The sequence below is a fragment of the Streptomyces sp. NPDC004539 genome (assembly GCF_040610055.1).
Lineage (GTDB): Bacteria > Actinomycetota > Actinomycetes > Streptomycetales > Streptomycetaceae > Streptomyces.
Window position 1 is genome coordinate 1 of the sequence record NZ_JBEXLS010000006.1, and the last position, 18,010, is coordinate 18,010.

Genomic DNA, 18,010 nt, shown 5'->3' on the forward strand with positions numbered 1-18,010 from the left:
GCGGTGTTGTTGGGTTGTGGGGGGGGTTGGGTGTTTTTTTTTTAGGCGCGGGGCGTGTTGGGCAGGGGGGGGGGGGGGGGGGGGGGGCTGCCGCCGTGGTTCGGCAGCCCGCCTGACTGTGGGGCCGGGAGAAGGACCGGCCGACGGACCGTGGATCGGGAGAAGGACCGGCAGAAGGTCCGTGCGCCCGGCCGTCCGGACGACAGCGGCCGGGTGGCCGTCAGTCGGCGGGGCGGGCCGGCGTCTCCTCGCCCGCCACGGCGGCGACGGCCGGCGGGCCGGTGACCGACCCGGACACGCGTCTCGCCGCGGCTGCCTCCCGGGCGGCGATCCTCGGCCTGGCGTACAGGTAGCCGCCGATCAGGGCGGCGGCCCACACGGGCAGCGCGTACAGCGCGATCCGGTTGTCGGGGTCGAAGCCGAGGATCACGGTGACGAAGGCCAGGAAGGCGATCACGAGCCAGCTCAGCGGAGTGGCGAAGGGCAGCTTGAACCAGCTCTCGTGGACCTCGCCGCGGGCCACCCGGCGCCGGTAGATCATGTGGCAGACGATGATGACCAGCCAGCTCCAGATGGCGCCCAGGGTGGCGACGGAGGAGATGTAGACGAACGCCTGGTCGGGCACGAGCGCGTTGACCAGGACACCGAGCATCATGGCGGCGCCGGAGGCCAGGATCGCCGCCCCGGGCACATGGCCCTTGTTGAGGGTGGCGAACCGCGCCGGGGCGACCCCGTCCGCCGCCAGCCGTTTGAGGAGACGCCCGTTGCTGAAGAGACCGGAACTGCACGAGGACAGGGCGGAGGTGAGGACGACGAAGTTCATGACGCTGCCCGCGGCCGGCAGACCGATGTGCGTGAGGGCCTTCACGAACGGGCTCTCGCCCGCGTTGAACTCCGTCCACGGGAACAGGGTGAGCAGGACCAGCAGCGAGCCCACGTAGAAGATGCCCACCCGCCAGGGGATGGAGTTGATGGCCTTGGGCAGGACGGTGTCGCGGTTCTTCGTCTCCGCGGCGGTCATGCCGATCAGCTCGACGCCCTGGTAGGAGAAGACGACGATCTGGAAGGCCAGTAGGACCGCCAGCCAGCCGTGCGGGGCGGCGCCTCCGTGGTTCCACAGGTGGGCGAAGCTGCTGGCGGCACCGGCGTCTCCGATGCCGAACACCGCGACGAGGGTTCCGCCGACGATCAGGCCCAGAATCGCGACGACCTTGATGGACGCGAACCAGAACTCCGCCTCGCCGAAGGCCCCCACCTTCAGCAGGTTCAGCAGCACCAGCGCCACCAGGACGACGAACGCGGTGACGTACTGCGGGACGGAGGGGAACCAGAAATGCACGTAGATGCCCGCCGCGGTGATCTCGGCCATGCCGATCACCGTCCACGTCGTCCAGTAGCCCCAGCCCGTGATGAAGCCGTAGGCCGGACCCATGAACTCGCGGGCGTACTCGGCGAAACTGCCGCTGACCGGACGGTAGATCAGCAGCTCGCCCAGGGCTCGCATGATGATGTAGATGAAGACGCCGGTGATCGCGTAGACGCCGATCAGCGCGGGACCGGCCTTGGCGATGCCACCGCCGGCCCCGAGGAACAGGCCGACGCCGATCGCGCCGCCCACGGCGATCATCCTGATATGACGCTTGTTCAGACTCTGCGCGAGCCCGTCGTCGGTGAGTTCGACACCGTGGACCGGTGGCGGTGGAGTGCTGGTACCCATGGAGGGTCTCCTTCGGGTACGGCGGAGCCGTCGCGCTGACAGGCGCCGCCGGAGCGGGGTGGGGAGAACAACAGGCCGGTGCGGGTCCGGGCTCGGGCGACGCCTGTCGGACGTCGTGCGTGACGCGGGTGCGCGAGGTGCGCGGGTGGGGAACCGGCCGAACGGGCCGGGGCGGATCAGGCCGGGTAGGCGATGGTGAAGCTCTTGTGCTGGGTGAAGCTCTCCAGCGCGCCGTTCACGGAGTACTCACGGCCCAGACCCGACTGCTTGATCCCGCCGTAGGCCATGCCGGGGATCTGCCCGCCGCCCCGGTTGATCTGAATCCAGCCGGCCTGGAGCCGGTTGGCCGTCCGCAGCGCCCGGCCGATGTCCTTCGACCACACGTACCCGGCCAGCCCGTACGAGGAGTCGTTCGCCGACGCCACCGCCTCGTCCTCGTCGCGCCAGGGGATGACGACCAGGACCGGTCCGAAGACCTCCTCGCGGGTGATCTCCCAGTCCGCGTCGACACCGCTGATGACGGTCGGCGCGACGTAGTAGCCGTCCCGGTCGACCGGCTTGTGCACACCGCCGGTGACCAGCTTGCCGCCCTTGTCGAGGCCGGACCGGATGTAGCGGCAGACCTTGTCGTACTGGGCCTCGCTGACGATCGCGCCGATGTCGCTGTCCTCGTCCAGCGGGTCACCGATCTTCAGCTCGGCGAGCTTCGCGGTCAGCTTCTCCAGGAACGAGTCGAAGATGTCCTCGTGCAGGTACAGGCGCGAACCGGCGGTGCACGACTGGCCCTGACGGGTGAACCGCATGCCCATGATCACGCCGTCGACCGTGGCGTCGTCGTCGGAGTCGGGGAAGACGATGACCGGTGACTTCCCGCCCAGCTCCAGGGTGACCGGCACGATCCGGTCCGCGGCGGCGGCCAGGATGCCGCGCCCGACCCCGGTGGACCCGGTGAAGGTCAGCTTCGCGATGTCCGGGTGCGAGGCGATCCGCGCGCCCGCCACCGCTCCCGAGCCGGACAGCACGTTCAGTACGCCGTCGGGCAGGATCTCCGCCGCCCACTGCGCCAGCCGCAGCACCCCCAGCGGGGCGAGTTCCGCCGTCTTCAGCACCAGCGTGTTGCCCGTCGACAGCGCCATGGCGATCTTCAGCGCGGACAACTGCACCGGAGCGTTCCACGGCACGATCCCACCGACCACGCCCAGCGGTTCACGCACCGTGTAGGACAGCAGGCCGTCGCCCAGCGGGAGCGTCTCGCCCTTCTGTTCCGAGGCGACCTGCCCGTAGTAGCGGAAGATGTCCACCGCCGAGGCCGCCTCCCCACGGGCCTGTGTGCGCAGGGCGTTGCCCGTCTCGGAGGCGATGATCCGCGCCAGTTCCTCCTGGTGCTCCGCGACCTTGTCGCCCAGCTTGATCAGCAGGGCGCCGCGCTCGCGGGAGGGCCGTGCGCGCCAGGCGGGGAACGCCTCCTTGGCGGCGGCCACCGCGCGGTCCACGTCCGAGGCACCGGACGCCGGCACACGGCCGATGACCTCGCGCCGGCCGGGGTTCTCCACCTCGATCCACTCGCCGGAGTCCGCGGGCCCCCACACCCCGCCGACCAACTGGTGGACGACGGACCTCTCGACACCGGTGCCGCTCACTTGCCGCCCTCCTCGGTCTGAAGACGGACGCCCGCGAAATCCTCGTAGAACTCGACGACGCTGGTGAAGTCCTTGCCGCCGCGCCCCAGCCGGCGGCCGATGGAGAACAGGTCGCGGACCGCGTTCGACAGCGGCAGCGGCACCGGGCCCGACGCGGCCGAGGCCAGGAACAGGCCCAGGTCCTTGTGCATGAAGTCCAGCGCGAAACCCGTCGGCCGCTCGGCGGTGAACAGCGTGCGCGGGAAGTAGTTGGAGAGGACGTTGCTGTTGGCGGAGCTCTTGGTCAGCACGCTCACCGCGGTGTCCAGGTCCACGCCCTGGCGCACGGTCGTGGTGAGTGCCTCGCCCAGCGCCGCGATGTTGATCGCCGTGATCAGGTTGTTGGCCAGCTTGACGACCTGACCGCTGCCGCTGTCCCCGACCCGCACGACACTGCCCGCGTACGTCTCCACCAGCGGGCGCACCCGCTCCAGGGCGGCCTCGTCACCACCCACCATGACCGCGAGGGTCCCGGCCTCGGCGCCCTGCACACCGCCGCTGACCGGCGCGTCCAGGAAACTCACCCCTTCCGCCGCCGTCGTCGCGGCGAGACGGCGGCAGGTGTCCGGGTCGATCGTGCTGTGGTCCACGATCACCGTGCCCCTCGCGGCACGGGGCAGGATCTCGGCGACCACCGACTCCACGATCGTCGGCGTGGGCAGGCTCAGGAAGACCGCTGCGGCGCCCTCGACGGCCTGGGCGGCGGACTCCGCCGGCCGCGCCCCCGCTTCCACCGCGGCGTCGACGGCGGCACGGCTCAGGTCGAACACCGCGACGTCGTGACCGGCCTTCACCAGGTGGGCGACGACCCGCCCCCCGATGTTGCCCAGCCCCACAAAGGTAACTGTTGTACTCATCCACAGCTCCGATCTCAGCAGGTTCCCGGCCTTCACCGCGGTCGGCGGCAGGGGCGGGAATCCGACGGTGCGCAGACGGTACGGTCCAGCTGAAACCGGTCACCACCGACCGATGCAGGGAGTTCTCCGGCCGCGCGCTCGACATTTGTCGAAAGCGCGGCCGGGGACCCTCACATGTGGACGGCGGGTGCGGCGTCGGGGTCGTGGACAGGAGCGCCCCGCCGGTACAGGACCGCGCTGATGACGAGCCCCGCGACGAAGAAGGCCGCCGACCACCAGTAGGCGGTGGAGTACCCCTCCAGACCGGCCTGCGCAAGGACCATCGGGTCCTTCGGGTCGCGGCCGTCGAGGTAGCTGGTGACGGCGCTGGTCGCGAGGGTGTTGAGGAGGGCGGTGCCGAGGGAGCCGCCGATCTGCTGCATGGTGTTGACGGCGGCGGAGGCGACGCCCGCGTCCTCGGCGCGGACCCCGTCGGTGGCCAGGGCCATCGCGGGGGCCATGATGAGGCCGAAGCCGAGTCCGCCGATGACGAGCGGGGGCAGGATGTCGGTGGCGTAGGCGCTGGTCAGGTCGAGGTTGGTGAACCAGACGAGGGCGGCGGCGGAGATGCCCATGCCGAGCGGGACGACCGGCTTGGGGCCGATGCGGGGGACGAGGACGGTGGTCGCGAGGGTGGAGGCCAGCATCAGTCCGGCGATCATCGGGAGGAAGGCGAGGCCGGTCTCGACGGGGGAGTAGCCCAGGGACTGCTGGAGGTAGTAGGTCAGGAAGAGGAAGACCCCGAACATCCCGGCGCCGATGATCAGCACGGACAGGAAGGACGCGCCCCGGTTGCGGTCGAGCAGGACGCGCAGGGGGAGCAGCGGATTCCTCGCTCGGGTCTGCCACCAGGTGAACGCGGCGAGCAGGACGGCTCCGACGACCAGCAGGCCCCAGGTCGCGGGCGAGGTCCAGTCGTGGGACTCGGCGTTGGAGAATCCGTAGACCAGGCAGAACAGTCCGCCGCCGACCAGGATCGCGCCGGGTACGTCGATCCGCGCGTCCTTGTCGCGGGTGGTCCGCGTCAGCAGCAGGGCGCCGCCGGCGAAGGCGACCGCGGCGAAGGCGAGGTTGACGTAGAGGGTCCAGCGCCAGTCGAGGTACTCGGTGAGCAGACCGCCGAGCAGCAGGCCGACGGCGCCGCCCGCGCCCGCGATGGCGCCGTACACGCCGAACGCCTTCGCGCGCTCCTTGGCGTCGGTGAACGTCGTCGTCAGGAGGGAGAGCGCGGCCGGTGCGAGGAGTGCGCCGAACAGGCCCTGGACGGCGCGGGCGCCGACGAGCATCTCGAAGTTCTGGGCGGCGCCGCCCACGGCGGAGGCGCCCGCGAAGCCGACGAGGCCCACCAGGAAGGTCATCTTGCGGCCGAAGAGGTCGGCGATCCGTCCGCCGAGGAGCAGCAGGCTGCCGAAGGCGAGCGCGTACGCGGTGACGATCCACTGCCGGTCGCCGTCGGAGAAGCCGAGGTCCCGCTGCGCGGACGGCAGCGCGATGTTCACGATCGTCGCGTCCAGCACGACCATGAGCTGGGCGACACCGATCACGGCGAGCACCCACCAGCGGTGCCGGTGCGGTGGCGCGGCGGACCGGATCGCGACGACCTCGGCGTCGGTGGTGCCGGTTGTCTGGGGCATGGGGGACTCCTGGATGAGGAGGGCACAGGCAGGACACGGAACCGCCTGGCTGACACCTGTCAGATTAGCTCGCGTCTGACAGGTGTCAAGTATTAATCTGACGGACGTCAGAGCCCCTGCCCCTCCCCGGACACACGACCCTCAGCTCCCCGGACACCACGACCCTCAGCGCGCCGGAGCCACGTACGGGAACACCCCGCTCGGCGGCGCCGTCACACTCTCCCTCGTCACCCCGACGTCGAACGGCCTGTTCGTCACGACGCTGAACATCACGCTCACGACGTCGTCCGTGAGCGTGCGCCCGTTGCGCCCCGCGAAGCCGTACCCGGCGGGGGTGCCGACGCGGTAGGGCAGGACGTCCGGGAAGTAGAACGCGGCGACCGACTCCCCGTACGCGTACGCGTTCTCCGTCGTGCCGTACGCGGCGACCACCGCGGCCACCCGGTCGGCGACCAGGCCGGCGTACAGCTCCGCGTCCTGGTCGGGGCGGGAGGCGTTGTAGCGGTCGCCGAGGTCGGGGTCGTGCTGGCTGAAGACGGGGTGGAACATGGGGTGCCCGGCGCGCTGGATCTGCCGCCAGCCGCCCGCGTCGGTGGCCAGGACGCTCACCGCCCAGGCGCCGACGGCCCGGACGCCGCCGGTCAGGCGCAGCAGCTCCTCGTCGGGCACCTCCAGGACGAGCGAGTTCACCGACCGGCCGGCGAACACGTTGGACGCCCGCGCGCGGTCCCAGCCGGACAGGTCCACCCGCTCCCCGTGCCCGAACGCCTCCCCGACCGCCGCCAGGACGTCGTGGTCGATCCAGAACGGGTCCCCGGCCCGCCCCGCCCACACCCGCTCACCGGCGCTCCCGGCCGCCTCCGCGCCGGTGACACCGGCGGCGATCTCGACGGCGCCCTCGCCCTCGGTCACCCGGTGCAGCGCCCAGGACTGCGCCCCGTCCGGGAACGGCGCCCCGAACGTGAACCGGTACGTCAGGTCCTCGCGCGCGTCACCGTCCGTGTCGACCCGGACCTCGTAACGGGCCTCGTCGTGGAAGCCCCGAGGCGCCTCGGGGCCGGAGATCGAGTTGTTGGTGTTCAGGACGAACACCGTGCCCCGCTCACCTCGGAACACGTAGAAGTCGGTGATGTCCAGGCGGACGTCCTGACGGGCGGCGGGGGAGTCGAGGTGGTGCGACATGGGGGCCTCCACTGATGCGTACGGGGCGGATGCCCTGAGTCAATGCCAGGGGAGCGGGCCGTGTCGTGAGCAGTTCTGCTCAACAGGTACCTACGCGCGGGCGGCGGCGTCAGGAGCCGTGAGAGGGTTTCGGCGTGACCAGCGTGACGCGCGCGGCGGGTGCTCTCCCGGCCGCTTTCACCAGCTTCGTGGGCCGGCGGCAGGAGATGGCCGAGGTGCGCCGCCTGCTCGGCGCCGCCCGTCTGGTGACGCTGGCCGGCGCGGGCGGCGTCGGCAAGACACGGCTCGCGCTGGAGGCCGCCTCCGCGTCCGCGCGCGCCTTCCCCGGCGGGGTGTGGCTCGTCGACCTCACCCCCGTACGCGAACCGGACCTCGTCGTCGAGGCGGCGGCCGTCACGCTCGGTGTCGCCGACCAGGGCACCCGGCCGGTCGCCGACCTGCTCGCCGCACACCTGTCGGACCGTCGGCTGCTGATGGTGCTGGACAACTGCGAACACCTCGTCGACGCCTGCGCGCAGCTCGCCCAGCGCCTCCTGTCCGCCGCCCCCGAGGTGCGCATCCTCGCCACGAGCCGCGAGACCCTCCGCCTGACCGGCGAACACGTCGTCAACGTCGCCCCGCTCCCGCCGGACGACGCGGCCGAACTCCTCGCCCAGCGCGCGGCGGCCGTCCGCCCCGGCTTCACCGTCACCGACGACAACCGGCAGGCCGTCCAGCGGCTCTGCGCCGACCTCGACGGCCTCCCGCTCGCCATCGAACTCGCCGCCTCCCGGCTGCGCACCCTCGGCGTGGAACCGGTCGTCGAACGGCTCGCGGACCGCTTCGCGCTGCTCACGGCCGGCAGCCGCGCCGCCCGCCCCCACCAGCGGACCCTGCGCGCGGCCGTCGACTGGAGCTGGGAGCTGTGCGGCCCCGCCGAACGTGTCCTGTGGAGCCGCCTGACGGTCTTCGCCGGCAGCTTCACGCTGGCGGCGGCCGAGGACGTCTGCGCAGGTGAGGGCCTTGCGGCGGCCGAGGTCATGGACGTCCTCGACCGCCTCGTCACCCAGTCCCTCGTCGAACTCGCCGGCACCGAACGCCGGCCCCGCTACCGGCTGCTGGAGACCATCCGCCAGTACGGCGCCGAGCACCTCACGGCCGACGGCGACGACGGCCGCGTACGCAGCCGGCACCGCGACCACTTCCTCGCCCTCGCCGAACGCTGCCACCGCGACTGGTCGGGACCCGCGCAGGCCGAGACGCTGGCCCGGCTGCACGCCGACCACGGCAACCTGATGGCCGCCCTGGAGTACCAGCGGACGGACCCCGGAGCCGACGGGCAGGCCGCGCTGGCCCTCCCCGCCGCGCTGGCCTACCACTGGCTCGCCGGCGGCTGCCTCAGCGAGGGCCGCCGCTACCTGGAACGCGCCCTGACCGCCGCCCCCGAACCCACCGCCGCCCGCGCGCGGGCCCTCCTGGTCGCCACCCACGTCGCCTACACCCAGCACGACCTCACGGCGGCCCGCCGCCACCTCGACGAGGCCGGGGAACTCGCCGCCGCGCTCGGCGACCAGACGGTCCTGGCCGCCGTCGGCGGACACCGCGCCGCCCTCGCCCTGCGCGAAGGACGCACCGCCGAGGCCGTCACCCGCTTCGCCCAGGCCGTCGCCGACCACATCGCCCTCGGCGACCGCCACGGCGAGATCGGCTGGCGCTGCGGCCTCGGCATCGCCCAGACCCTCGACGGCCACCCGGACGCCGCCGAGACCAGCGCACGGGCGCTCGCCGACGCCGAGGAACACGGCGAGCGCTGGGCCCGCGCCCGCCTCCTCATGGTCCTGGGACGGCACGCCTGGGACCGGGGCGAACCGGCCGAGGCCAGACTCCGGACGGTGGCCGCCCTCGACATGCTGCGCGGCTTCAGCGACGGCATCGGCGTCGCGGACATGCTCGAACAGCTCGCCCTGATCACCGCGTCCGAGGGCGACCCCGAACGCGCCGCACGCCTCCTGGGCACCGCCCGCGGCCTGCGCAAGGACGCCGGCGTCACCACCACCGCCGACGACCGCCCGATCCGCGCGGCCCTCACCCCCGCCGCCTACGACCGGGCACTCGCCGCCGGCGCGGCCGTCCACGGCCCCGACGCGGCCGTCGCCCACGCCCTCGACGACCCCGGCACCCCGCACACCCCGGCCCTCCCGCACGGCGACGGCGCCGGACTCACCCACCGCGAGGAACAGATCGCCGCCCTCGTCGCCACCGGCATGACCAACCGCCGGATCGCCGCCGAACTGGTCCTGTCCCCGCGCACCGTCGACAACCACGTCACCCGCATCCTCACCAAGCTCCGGTTCACCTCCCGCGCCCAGATCGCCGCCTGGTGGGCCGCGAAGTAGGTACCCGTTGAGCAGAACCACTCACGACCCGGACACCACCCCCGCGCGAGGCTCGTGACACGGCGTCCGACCGGCGCCGCGCCACCCGCACACGACGGAGGAACCCATGGCCCTGGTGCCCGACAACACCCTGATCACCGCCACCCCCGAGGAAGGGCGCGCGCTCGCCCTCAAGATGGCACGCCTGGTGATCAAGGCGACCCAGCCCGACGACGCGGTGCGCGGCAGGCTGCGGCCGGTGTACGCCGAGGACCCGCACGCGCTGATCGCGATCGGACACGTCGTCGCCGTCGAGTTCGCCACCGTCGCCGCCGCCAACGACTACTGGCGCTGACCGCCGAGACGAGGAGAGAGGGGCGGAGCGTGGACGGCTACCTGCTGCCCGAGTCGGCGCTGAAGGACGTCGTCGACACGATGGTGCACCTCGTGGAGTTCGCCGGTGCGCTGGTCATCTTCGCCGGCGCGCTGTGGGCGTTCCTGCGCCTCCTGCGCGGCGGGGGGTTCGACCGGGTCCGGCTGTCGATGGGGCGGTTCCTGACGCTGGGGCTGGAGTTCCAGCTCGCGGGGGACATCCTGCGGACGGCGGTCGCGCCGACGTTCACCGAGATCGGGCAGCTCGCCGCGATCGCCGCCATCCGTACCGCCCTGAACCATTTCCTGGGCAAGGAGATCGAGAAGGAGCTGGCGAAGGAAGGCGGCCCGTCATGACGGAGGCGCTGCGCCAACTCGCCCTCCTGATCACCCTCCTGGGCCTGCTGTCGGCCGCCCGCGTCGCTGTCACCCTGCGCCGTGTCCGCCCGACTGTCGCCCTGCTGACGGACTTCCTCCTGGCGGCGGGCCTCGTCCGCCTCGCCGCCGCACCCTCCTGGACGTCCCTGGCGACCGCCGCCGCGACCGTCGCCGTCCGGATGCTCGTCAACGCGGGCCTGCGCGCGTCGGACGCCCGCCGCACCTGAGCGGACGCCCGCTACGACACCCCCGCCGCCGCCCGCTCGACGACCGCCCGGAAACCCACACCCCGCACGGACTCGATCCGCAGCGCGCCGAACAGCTTGCGGCGCAGGACGGTGACGTGGGTGTCGAGGGTCTTCGTCGAGCCGTACCAGTTGCTGTCCCACACCGCGTCCATGATCGCCTCACGGGTGACGACCGTGTCCAGCCGGTCCGTGAGGAAGACGAGGAGGGTGAACTCCTTGGGGCGCAACGGGACTTCAGTTCCGGCGAGGTACACACGGCGGGCCGGACGGTCCACGGAGAGGCGGCCGTACACGTCGAGTTCCCTGGCCGGCCCGGTCGTGGGGACACTGTGCTGGCGGCGGTGCACGGCACGCATACGGGCGACGAGCTCCCGCAGAAGGACCGGTTTGACGAGGTAGTCGTCGGCGCCGAGTTCGAGGCCGACGACCCTCTCCGTCTCGCTGTCGCGTCCGCTGACGATGATCAGCGGGACGTCACCGCGGGCCCGCAGCTCCCGGCACACGTCCAGGCCGTCGATGTCCGGGAGCCCCAGGTCCAGCAGGACCATGTCCGGCTCGGGGGCCGCGAGCGCCGCGCGCCCGGTGGCCGTCCAGGTGACGTCGTAGCCGTGCCGGGTCAGGCCCAGGCTCAGGGCGTCGGCCACGGGCCGGTCGTCCTCGACGAGCAGTACGCGCACGGGTCCTCCACCGACGGGCATCAACCCGGGAGGGGTTCCCCCGGGCCTCCCGAAGGACACCAGCCCTGTGTGTCAGTGGATCTGCGGTCACATCACAGGTTGCCGCAAGAAACGACGTACGGCTCAGCCGTACCGCTCGATCCGAATCCGGTCCACCGGCTGACCCGCCGCCACCAGCAGCCGCGACGCGTGCTCGGCGAACGCGTTGGAGCCGCACACGTACGCCTCCCAGTCGTCCGACTCGGCGAACACCGGCGCCAGGTGCTCCGCGTCGAGCCGCCCGACCCGTACCCCCTCGGGCGCGCGCCGGGTGAACACGGGGGTCGTCTCCGGACCGTACTCCCGCGCGTAGATCAGCTCCTCGGGGCCGCGCGCGGACACCAGCAGCCGCAGCGGGACGTCCAGCCGGTGCGCCCGGTGGTGGCGGAGCATCGACATCAGCGGGACGACCCCGGAGCCCGCGCCGATCAGCAGCGCGGGGCGGTCGCCGGGCCAGGCGAAGAAACCGGAGAGCGGGCCGCGCACCTCGACCTCGTCACCGGGTTTCGCGACCGTGTGGAACCAGCCCGAGACCTCGCCGTCCTCGACGTGGTCGAGGGTCAGCTCGATGTGCCCGGAGGTGTCCGGCGCGGAGGCGATCGAGTAGTGGCGCTGCGCGGTGTAGCCGTCGTCGGCGGTGAGCCGGAGCATCAGATGCTGGCCGGGGAGATGGCCCGTCCAGGCGGGGACCGCGAAGCGGAACGTCGACGCGTACGGCGTCTCGCGGCGGACCTCCGTCAGCGTCGCCGTCTGCCAGACGGCCGCCGCCCGGTTGGACACGGCGATCCGGCCGGGCACCGCGAACCGGGTCTCGGGTGCGAACGTCTCAGTCACCGGAGTACCTCTGCTCCTCCCACGGGTTGCCCCGCGCGTGATAGCCGTTCTGCTCCCAGAACCCCGGCTCGTCGTGGTCCAGCAGCCTGATGCCCGCGACCCACTTCGCGCTCTTCCAGAAGTACAGGTGCGGCACCAGCAGCCGGGCCGGCCCGCCGTGCTCCGGCGCGAGCGGCCGGCCGTCGTACGAGAACGCGATCCACGCCTTCCCGCCGGTCAGGTCCGCGAGCGGCAGGTTCGTGGTGTACCCGGTGTGGGACCAGGCGACCGCGTGGGTGGCGGCCGGGTCCGGGCGGACGGCCGCCAGGAACGTGTCCAGGGAGATCCCGCCGAAGCGGACACCGAACTTCGACCAGCTCGTCACGCAGTGGATGTCGCCCCGGTACTCGGAACCCGGCAGCGCGTGCGCGTCCTGCCAGGACCAGGTGCGCTCCTCGGCGACCAGGCCGTCGATCCGGAACGTCCAGTCGGCGGGCGCGAGATCGGGCGTGACCTCGGCGGACAGGACGGGCCAGTCGTCGCCCGCGTCGTACTGGCCGGGCGGCAGCCCCGGATTGTGGACGCGCGGGCGCCCGGCGAAACCTCGGGTGACGTTCATGAGGGACGGTGCCTGTCTGGGGGAGACGTTCGTGCGCCGTCCACGATACGCGGACGCCCCCGCCCCGACCCGCGCCGTCCACCTGCCGATCATTACGTCCGTATGAACGCTCCCTGAGCCCGGGAATACCACCCCACCTGGGGTTCTTGGTGATGGATGCCACAGCCGGGCAGGATGCGCGGCACACGCGAGCCGGAGAGAGGGAGCCATGTCCAAGGCATACGTCTTCACCCGCTACGGAGGCCCGGAGACCCAGGCGTTCGTCGACGTCGACCGCCCGAGCCCCGGCCCCGGACAGCTGCTGATCGCCGTCCGCGCGGCCGGCGTGAACCCCGTCGACTGGAAGCTGCGCTCCGGCTACCGCCGCCCCGGCGACACCGGCGAGCGTGCCTTCCCCGCGGTCCTCGGCAGCGAGGCGGCCGGCGAGGTCGTCGAGGTCGGTGAGGGCGTCACCGCCTTCGCCGTCGGCGACGAGGTCTTCGGCACCGCCCTGACCGGCGGCTACGCCGAGTACACCCTGCTCCCGCAGACCATCGCCGCCCACAAGCCCGCCGCCCTGTCGTACGCCGACGCCGCGACCCTCCCCGTCGCCGCCGCGACCGCCTACGACGGCGTCCACCAGCTCGCCCTGCCCGCCGGGTCGACCCTCCTGATCACCGGCGCGGGCGGCGGCGTCGGCGTGGCCGCCGTCCAGATCGCCCACGCCCTCGGCCTGAAGGTCGTCGGCGTCGCCGGCGCCGCGAAGAAGGAGTTCATCGAGTCCCTCGGCGCCGTGCACGTCGCGTCCGGCGACGACTGGACGGCCCGCGTCCCGGCCCCCGTCGACGCGGTGTACGACCTCGTCGGCGGCGACGTCCTGGAGGCGGCGGCCGGACTCGTGAGCGGGCCGGGCCGGCTGATCACGGCCGGCGCCTCGGAGGAGGCCGTCGCCGCGCTGGGCGGCGAGCGCGTCACCCGGGCCCGGAGCACCGCCGTGCTGGAGGCGGTGGCGGAGCTGGTCCTGCGCGGGGACCTGGACCCGCACGTCACCTCGCGCTACCCGCTGGAGCAGGCGGGCGAGGCGCTGCGGGCCGTCGAGGAAGGCCACGCGCGCGGCAAGGTCGTCATCGAGATCGAGGGAGCCCGGTGAGTCACGTCCTGGACAACCCGGCGCTGCACTCCCTGACCGGACCGCACGCCCGGTTCGCCGAACGGCGCGGGCGGGTGCTGCGCTACCCCGTCGACATGTCGCCCTGGCTCGCCCTGCCCGAGGACCCCGACACCGCGGACTGGGCCGACCTCGCCGCCCTCGCCGGCGCCGGGGAGGAGGTGCCGCTGCCCGGCTACCGGGGACCCGTCCCCGAGGGCTGGGAGATCACCTTCCAGGTCGACGGCGTCCAGTTCGTCGACGACGGCCTGGCCGCGGCACCGGACGCCGAGGCCGTCCGCCTCGGGGCCGACGACGTACCCGAGATGCTCGACCTGGTGGCACGCACCCAGCCCGGACCGTTCCTGCCCAGGACGATCGAGATGGGCACCTACCTCGGCATCCGGCGGGAAGGCGCGCTCGTCGCCATGGCCGGGGAGCGGCTGCACCCGCCGGGACACACCGAGATCAGCGCGGTGTGCACCGACGCCGCCCACCGGGGACAGGGCCTCGGCACCCGGCTGATACTGGCCGTGGCGCACGGCATCAGGGAGCGTGGCGAGGTGCCGTTCCTGCACACCGGGGCCTCCAACACCAACGCGATCCGGCTGTACGAGTCGCTGGGCTTCCGGCTGCGGCGGCGTACGGCGTTCCTCGCGGCGCGGGTGCCCGAGGCGGTGGCCGTGGGGTAGCCCCCTGTCCTACGACTGCCTTACCGACTGACTTACGACGCCGGCTGTCGCGTCGCCGCGGGCGACTTCACCGACAGCCGGAAGCCGACCCCCCTCACCGCCTCTATGCACACCGCGTCCCCCAGCTTGTGGCGCAGCCCGTAGACGTGCGTGTCCAGCGTCTTCGTCGGGCCGAACCAGTTGCTGTCCCAGACCGCCTCCATGATGTCCTCGCGGGTCGCGAGGGTGTCGAGGCGGTCGGTCAGGTAGACGAGGAGCGCGTACTCCTTGGGGCTGAGGGGGACCTCCGTCTCGTCGAGGTAGGTGCGGTGGGCGAGTCGGTCGACGGAGAGCCTGCCGTACCGGTCCCGGCCCCGGGAGGCGCGCGGCAGACCGATGACGACACCGGGGAGCGGCGCCGGCGCGGGCGGCGGCGCCAGCCGTCTGCGCTGCACGGCCCGCATCCGGGCGATCAGCTCCCGCACGGTGAACGGCTTCACGATGTAGTCGTCCGCGCCCAGTTCGAGGCCGACGACCTTGTCCGTCTCCGAGCCGCGCGCGCTGATCATGATGAGGGAGACCTCGCTGCGCTCCCGCAGGCGGCGGCAGACGTCCAGGCCGTCCATGTCCGGCAGGCCCAGGTCGAGCAGGACCATCTCCGGGTCGTCCTCGGCGAGCAGCGCGTCCTGCCCGGTGCTCACCCAGCGCACGTCGTGGCCGTAACGGGCGAGACCGCGCGCGAGGGGGCCGGCGATCTCCGGGTCGTCCTCGACGAGGAGCACATGCATGTCGTTTCTCCTGGTGACTCCGGGCGGAGCTGTGTGGGGGGTCGGGGAGTCTCAGGGACCGGTCGACGCGGGCCGAGTCTCAGGGACCGGTTAACGCGGGGCGCAGGCCGAGCGCCGGGAACACCAGCGCGTCGAGGTGGCGCCGCATCTCGGCGACGGTCAGCGGCTCCTCGCCGAGCAGCGGACGGGCGAGGATGACGCTGCACAGCATCCCGGGGACCAGGCCCAGCGCGGGACAGTCCCCGGGGACCTCGCCGCGCCGCACGGCACGCCGCAGGACCCGGGCGACGTCGGCCATCGCCGGTTCCAGCATCGACTCCCGCAGCGAGCGCCGCAGTTCGGGGTTGCCGAGGATCGCGCTGCCCACCCCGAGGTGCAGGACGGGGCCGCGCGACAGGGCCTCGTCACCGACGCGGTCGACGATCTCGTACAGGTCGCCGTGCAGGGAGCCCGTGTCGACCTCGGCGATCCTCAGCGGCTCGCGGTGGTTCAGCGCGGCGACGACCAGCCGGGGCTTGCTCCCCCACTGCCGGTACAGCGTCGCCTTCCCGGCGCGGGTGCGGGCGGCGACCGCCTCCATCGTCAGCGCCTCGTACCCGACCTCGCGGAGCAGGCCGAGGACGGCCTCGTACACCTGGGCGGCGCGCAGGGGGGTGATGCGGCTGCGGCGGACGGCCATGGACCCTCTCCTCCCAGGCGTCGACGCGCCCAGGCTAGTCCCGGCCCCAACGGAACGGGCGCGTCTCGCTTGTGAGCCCCGTCACCTTCCGTGGCCGGCGGGGTCGCGGTCGCCGCCCGTCAACTCCATTGACGTGAAAGCCCTGTTGCGCCCCGCCGGAGTGCGAACAATGACCGGCATGCAGACACAGTCATCGCACAGCCGACGGACAAGAGCCCGGCGTGGAACGGCGGTCGGCGCCCTCGCCGCAGCCCTCCTCGCCGGCCTCCTCACAGGCACGGCCGCCGCCGCCCCGCAGACCGCGCCACGCCCGCCCGGCACGATCGCCTGGAAACCCTGTACCGCGCCCGACGGCACCCGCGGCTTCGAGTGCGCCACCCTCAAGGTGCCGGTCGACCACAGGAAACCGAAGGGCGCCACGATCCCCCTTGCCCTCAACCGGCACCGCGCCACCGACCCCGCCCGCCGCATCGGCCCCCTCCTGGTGAACCCCGGCGGACATGGATCACGAAAACACAGTGACCACCAGTTCTGGTCTTCCGTATCTCGTCCATGACCCACGTATGTACCGTGATGGTCGTGCAGCTCCGGTACTCCTTCAGGCTGTACCCGGACCCCGGCCAGCAGAGAGCGCTGGCGAGGGCGTTCGGGTGCGCCCGTGTCGTGTTCAACGACGCGGTGCGCGTGCGTGAGCAGGCCAGAGCGGCCGGGCGGCCGTTCCCCAAGGCCGGGGAGCTGTCCACCCGTCTGATCACAGAGGCGAAGCGGACCGTGGAGCGGTCCTGGCTGGGCGATGTCTCCGCGGTGGTGCTCCAGCAGTCCCTGCGGGATGCCGAGACCGCGTACCGTAACTTTTTCGCCTCTCTCAAGGGCACCCGCAAGGGGCCCAGGATGGGCCCGCCGCGCTTCAAGTCCCGCAAGGACAGGCGGCAGTCGATCCGGTTCACGGCCAACGCCCGCTGGAAGATCACCGGGGGTGGGCGGCTCGACCTGCCGAAGATCGGCGCGGTGAAGGTGAAGTGGTCCCGCGTCCTGCCTGCCACCCCCACCTCCGTCACCGTCGTCAAGGACGCGGCCGGCAGGTTCTTCGCCTCCTTCGTCGTCGACACCGACCCCGCCGCCGACGCTGCCCGGATACCCAGGACCGACCGCACCATCGGCATCGATCTCGGCCTGACCCACTTCGCGGTCCTGTCCGACGGTACGAAAATCGACTCCCCGCGCTTCCTGCGGCGCGTGGAGAAGAAGCTGAAGAAGGCCCAGCGGGAGTTGTCCCGTAAGCAGAAAGGAAGCAAGAACCGTGCCAAAGCCCGCCTGAAAGTCGCCCGTACGCATGCCAAGGTCGCGGACGCACGCCGCGAGTTCCACCACCAGCTCTCCACAAAGCTGATTTCCGAGAACCAAGGAATCGCCGTGGAGGACCTGCTGGTGGCTGGACTCGCACGCACGAAGCTGGCCAAGTCCGTGTACGACGCCGGATGGTCCTCGTTCATCAGCATGCTGGAGTACAAGGCGGAAAGATACGGACGCACCCTGGTCAGGATCGGCCGGTTCGAGCCGACCTCCCAGACCTGTTCCACCTGCGGCGCCAAGGACGGACCCAAACCACTGAACGTCCGGGAATGGACCTGTACCGCCTGCGGCACCGTCCACGACCGGGACCACAACGCCGCGATCAACGTAAAGACGGCCGCCGGACTGGCGGCATCAGCCTGCGGAGCGCCGGTAAGACCGGGAGCGATCCCGGCACAGCGCGAGGAAACAGGAAGCCACGGATTCTCCGCCGGAAACCACACCGTGTAGCGGCACGGCAACCAGCGGGGAAGGCCAGAATCCTCACCCTCCAACACGAGGAGCATGTCAATACGGCGTTTCCTACGGCACGGCGATCGGCCAGCAGTACGCCGCCCGCCACCCGCAGCGCGTCCGCGCGCTCGCCCTCGACTCCAACATGGACCACAGCCTGGGCCGTTCGGCGTTCCAGCGCACCGAGGCCCTCGCCGTCGAGGAGGTCTACGGCCAGTTCGCCGACTGGTGCGCCCGAACCCCCGCCTGCGCGCTCCACGGCCGGGACGCCCGTGCCCTGTTCGACTCCCTGTACCGGCGCGCCGAGGCCGGCACGCTGGAACTGCCGGGCG

18 protein-coding genes and 1 pseudogene are annotated in these 18,010 nt (G+C 72.2%); 9 read left to right on the plus strand and 10 right to left on the minus strand.

The annotated features are described in order from the left end of the window. Window positions 1-220: 220 nt before the first annotated feature. From ABZX85_RS14180 to ABZX85_RS14200, 5 genes are all read right to left on the minus strand, one after another. Window positions 221-1,717 carry an amino acid permease gene (locus tag ABZX85_RS14180; RefSeq protein ID WP_355866733.1) on the minus strand — a complete coding sequence of 499 codons (1,497 nt, stop codon included), beginning with the start codon at window positions 1,715-1,717 and terminating at the stop codon, window positions 221-223. A gap of 176 nt (window positions 1,718-1,893) precedes the next feature. Next, a complete protein-coding gene (locus ABZX85_RS14185; protein ID WP_355866736.1) occupies window positions 1,894-3,357 on the minus strand; it encodes an aldehyde dehydrogenase family protein in 1,464 nt (487 codons plus the stop codon). Further along, window positions 3,354-4,253, minus strand: a complete 900-nt coding sequence (locus tag ABZX85_RS14190; RefSeq protein ID WP_355866739.1) for an NAD(P)-dependent oxidoreductase — start codon at window positions 4,251-4,253, stop codon at window positions 3,354-3,356. The genes ABZX85_RS14185 and ABZX85_RS14190 overlap by 4 nt, the downstream gene beginning before the upstream one ends. Window positions 4,254-4,423: 170 nt before the next feature. Next, complete coding sequence (locus ABZX85_RS14195; protein ID WP_355866742.1) at window positions 4,424-5,926, minus strand: MFS transporter; 1,503 nt, start codon at window positions 5,924-5,926, stop codon at window positions 4,424-4,426. A gap of 165 nt (window positions 5,927-6,091) precedes the next feature. Beyond that, a complete protein-coding gene (locus ABZX85_RS14200) occupies window positions 6,092-7,108 on the minus strand; it encodes a DUF4331 family protein (protein WP_355866745.1) in 1,017 nt (338 codons plus the stop codon). Between the two features lie 134 nt (window positions 7,109-7,242). Between ABZX85_RS14200 and ABZX85_RS14205 the strand changes: the two genes are divergently transcribed. The 4 genes from ABZX85_RS14205 (at window position 7,243) to ABZX85_RS14220 (ending at window position 10,439) form a co-directional block, all read left to right on the plus strand. Then, the gene (locus ABZX85_RS14205; protein ID WP_355866748.1) at window positions 7,243-9,483 is read left to right on the plus strand and encodes a LuxR C-terminal-related transcriptional regulator; all 2,241 of its coding nucleotides are present in this window, start codon (window positions 7,243-7,245) and stop codon (window positions 9,481-9,483) included. Between the two features lie 106 nt (window positions 9,484-9,589). Then, complete coding sequence (locus tag ABZX85_RS14210) at window positions 9,590-9,817, plus strand: hexameric tyrosine-coordinated heme protein (protein WP_355866751.1); 228 nt, start codon at window positions 9,590-9,592, stop codon at window positions 9,815-9,817. A gap of 29 nt (window positions 9,818-9,846) precedes the next feature. Beyond that, entirely contained in the window at window positions 9,847-10,191 is a 345-nt protein-coding gene (locus ABZX85_RS14215) for a DUF1622 domain-containing protein (RefSeq protein ID WP_355866754.1), read from the plus strand. After that, window positions 10,188-10,439: a hypothetical protein gene (locus ABZX85_RS14220; RefSeq protein ID WP_355866757.1), complete on the plus strand. Its 252-nt coding sequence runs from the start codon at window positions 10,188-10,190 to the stop codon at window positions 10,437-10,439. Before ABZX85_RS14215 ends, ABZX85_RS14220 begins: the two co-directional genes overlap by 4 nt. An 11-nt stretch (window positions 10,440-10,450) precedes the next feature. Here the strand turns inward: ABZX85_RS14220 and ABZX85_RS14225 are convergent, their stop codons facing one another. From ABZX85_RS14225 to ABZX85_RS14235, 3 genes are all read right to left on the minus strand, one after another. After that, a complete protein-coding gene (locus tag ABZX85_RS14225) occupies window positions 10,451-11,137 on the minus strand; it encodes a response regulator transcription factor (protein WP_355866760.1) in 687 nt (228 codons plus the stop codon). A gap of 123 nt (window positions 11,138-11,260) precedes the next feature. Beyond that, window positions 11,261-12,010: a ferredoxin reductase gene (locus tag ABZX85_RS14230; protein ID WP_355866763.1), complete on the minus strand. Its 750-nt coding sequence runs from the start codon at window positions 12,008-12,010 to the stop codon at window positions 11,261-11,263. Beyond that, window positions 12,003-12,608, minus strand: coding sequence for a sulfite oxidase-like oxidoreductase (locus tag ABZX85_RS14235; RefSeq protein ID WP_355866766.1), 606 nt, complete (start codon window positions 12,606-12,608; stop codon window positions 12,003-12,005). The genes ABZX85_RS14230 and ABZX85_RS14235 overlap by 8 nt, the downstream gene beginning before the upstream one ends. A 208-nt stretch (window positions 12,609-12,816) precedes the next feature. Here ABZX85_RS14235 and ABZX85_RS14240 point away from each other — a divergent pair, with 208 nt between their 5' ends. Beyond that, window positions 12,817-13,737, plus strand: a complete 921-nt coding sequence (locus ABZX85_RS14240) for an NADP-dependent oxidoreductase (protein WP_355866769.1) — start codon at window positions 12,817-12,819, stop codon at window positions 13,735-13,737. Then, entirely contained in the window at window positions 13,734-14,426 is a 693-nt protein-coding gene (locus ABZX85_RS14245; protein WP_355866772.1) for a GNAT family N-acetyltransferase, read from the plus strand. Before ABZX85_RS14240 ends, ABZX85_RS14245 begins: the two co-directional genes overlap by 4 nt. Before the next feature lie 32 nt (window positions 14,427-14,458). Here the strand turns inward: ABZX85_RS14245 and ABZX85_RS14250 are convergent, their stop codons facing one another. Both ABZX85_RS14250 and ABZX85_RS14255 read right to left on the minus strand, forming a co-directional pair. Beyond that, window positions 14,459-15,193: a response regulator transcription factor gene (locus tag ABZX85_RS14250; RefSeq protein ID WP_355866775.1), complete on the minus strand. Its 735-nt coding sequence runs from the start codon at window positions 15,191-15,193 to the stop codon at window positions 14,459-14,461. 79 nt (window positions 15,194-15,272) lie between these two features. Continuing rightward, window positions 15,273-15,872 carry a TetR/AcrR family transcriptional regulator gene (locus ABZX85_RS14255; RefSeq protein WP_355866778.1) on the minus strand — a complete coding sequence of 200 codons (600 nt, stop codon included), beginning with the start codon at window positions 15,870-15,872 and terminating at the stop codon, window positions 15,273-15,275. Window positions 15,873-16,050: 178 nt separating this feature from the next. Here ABZX85_RS14255 and ABZX85_RS14260 point away from each other — a divergent pair, with 178 nt between their 5' ends. The 3 genes and pseudogenes from ABZX85_RS14260 to ABZX85_RS14270 all read left to right on the plus strand — a co-directional run. Further along, a complete protein-coding gene (locus ABZX85_RS14260; protein WP_355866781.1) occupies window positions 16,051-16,428 on the plus strand; it encodes a hypothetical protein in 378 nt (125 codons plus the stop codon). Between the two features lie 23 nt (window positions 16,429-16,451). Then, complete coding sequence (locus ABZX85_RS14265; RefSeq protein ID WP_355867894.1) at window positions 16,452-17,675, plus strand: RNA-guided endonuclease TnpB family protein; 1,224 nt, start codon at window positions 16,452-16,454, stop codon at window positions 17,673-17,675. Between the two features lie 76 nt (window positions 17,676-17,751). Next, window positions 17,752-17,955, plus strand: a pseudogene (locus ABZX85_RS14270) (alpha/beta fold hydrolase); the annotation flags it as partial. Window positions 17,956-18,010 lie beyond the last annotated feature (55 nt).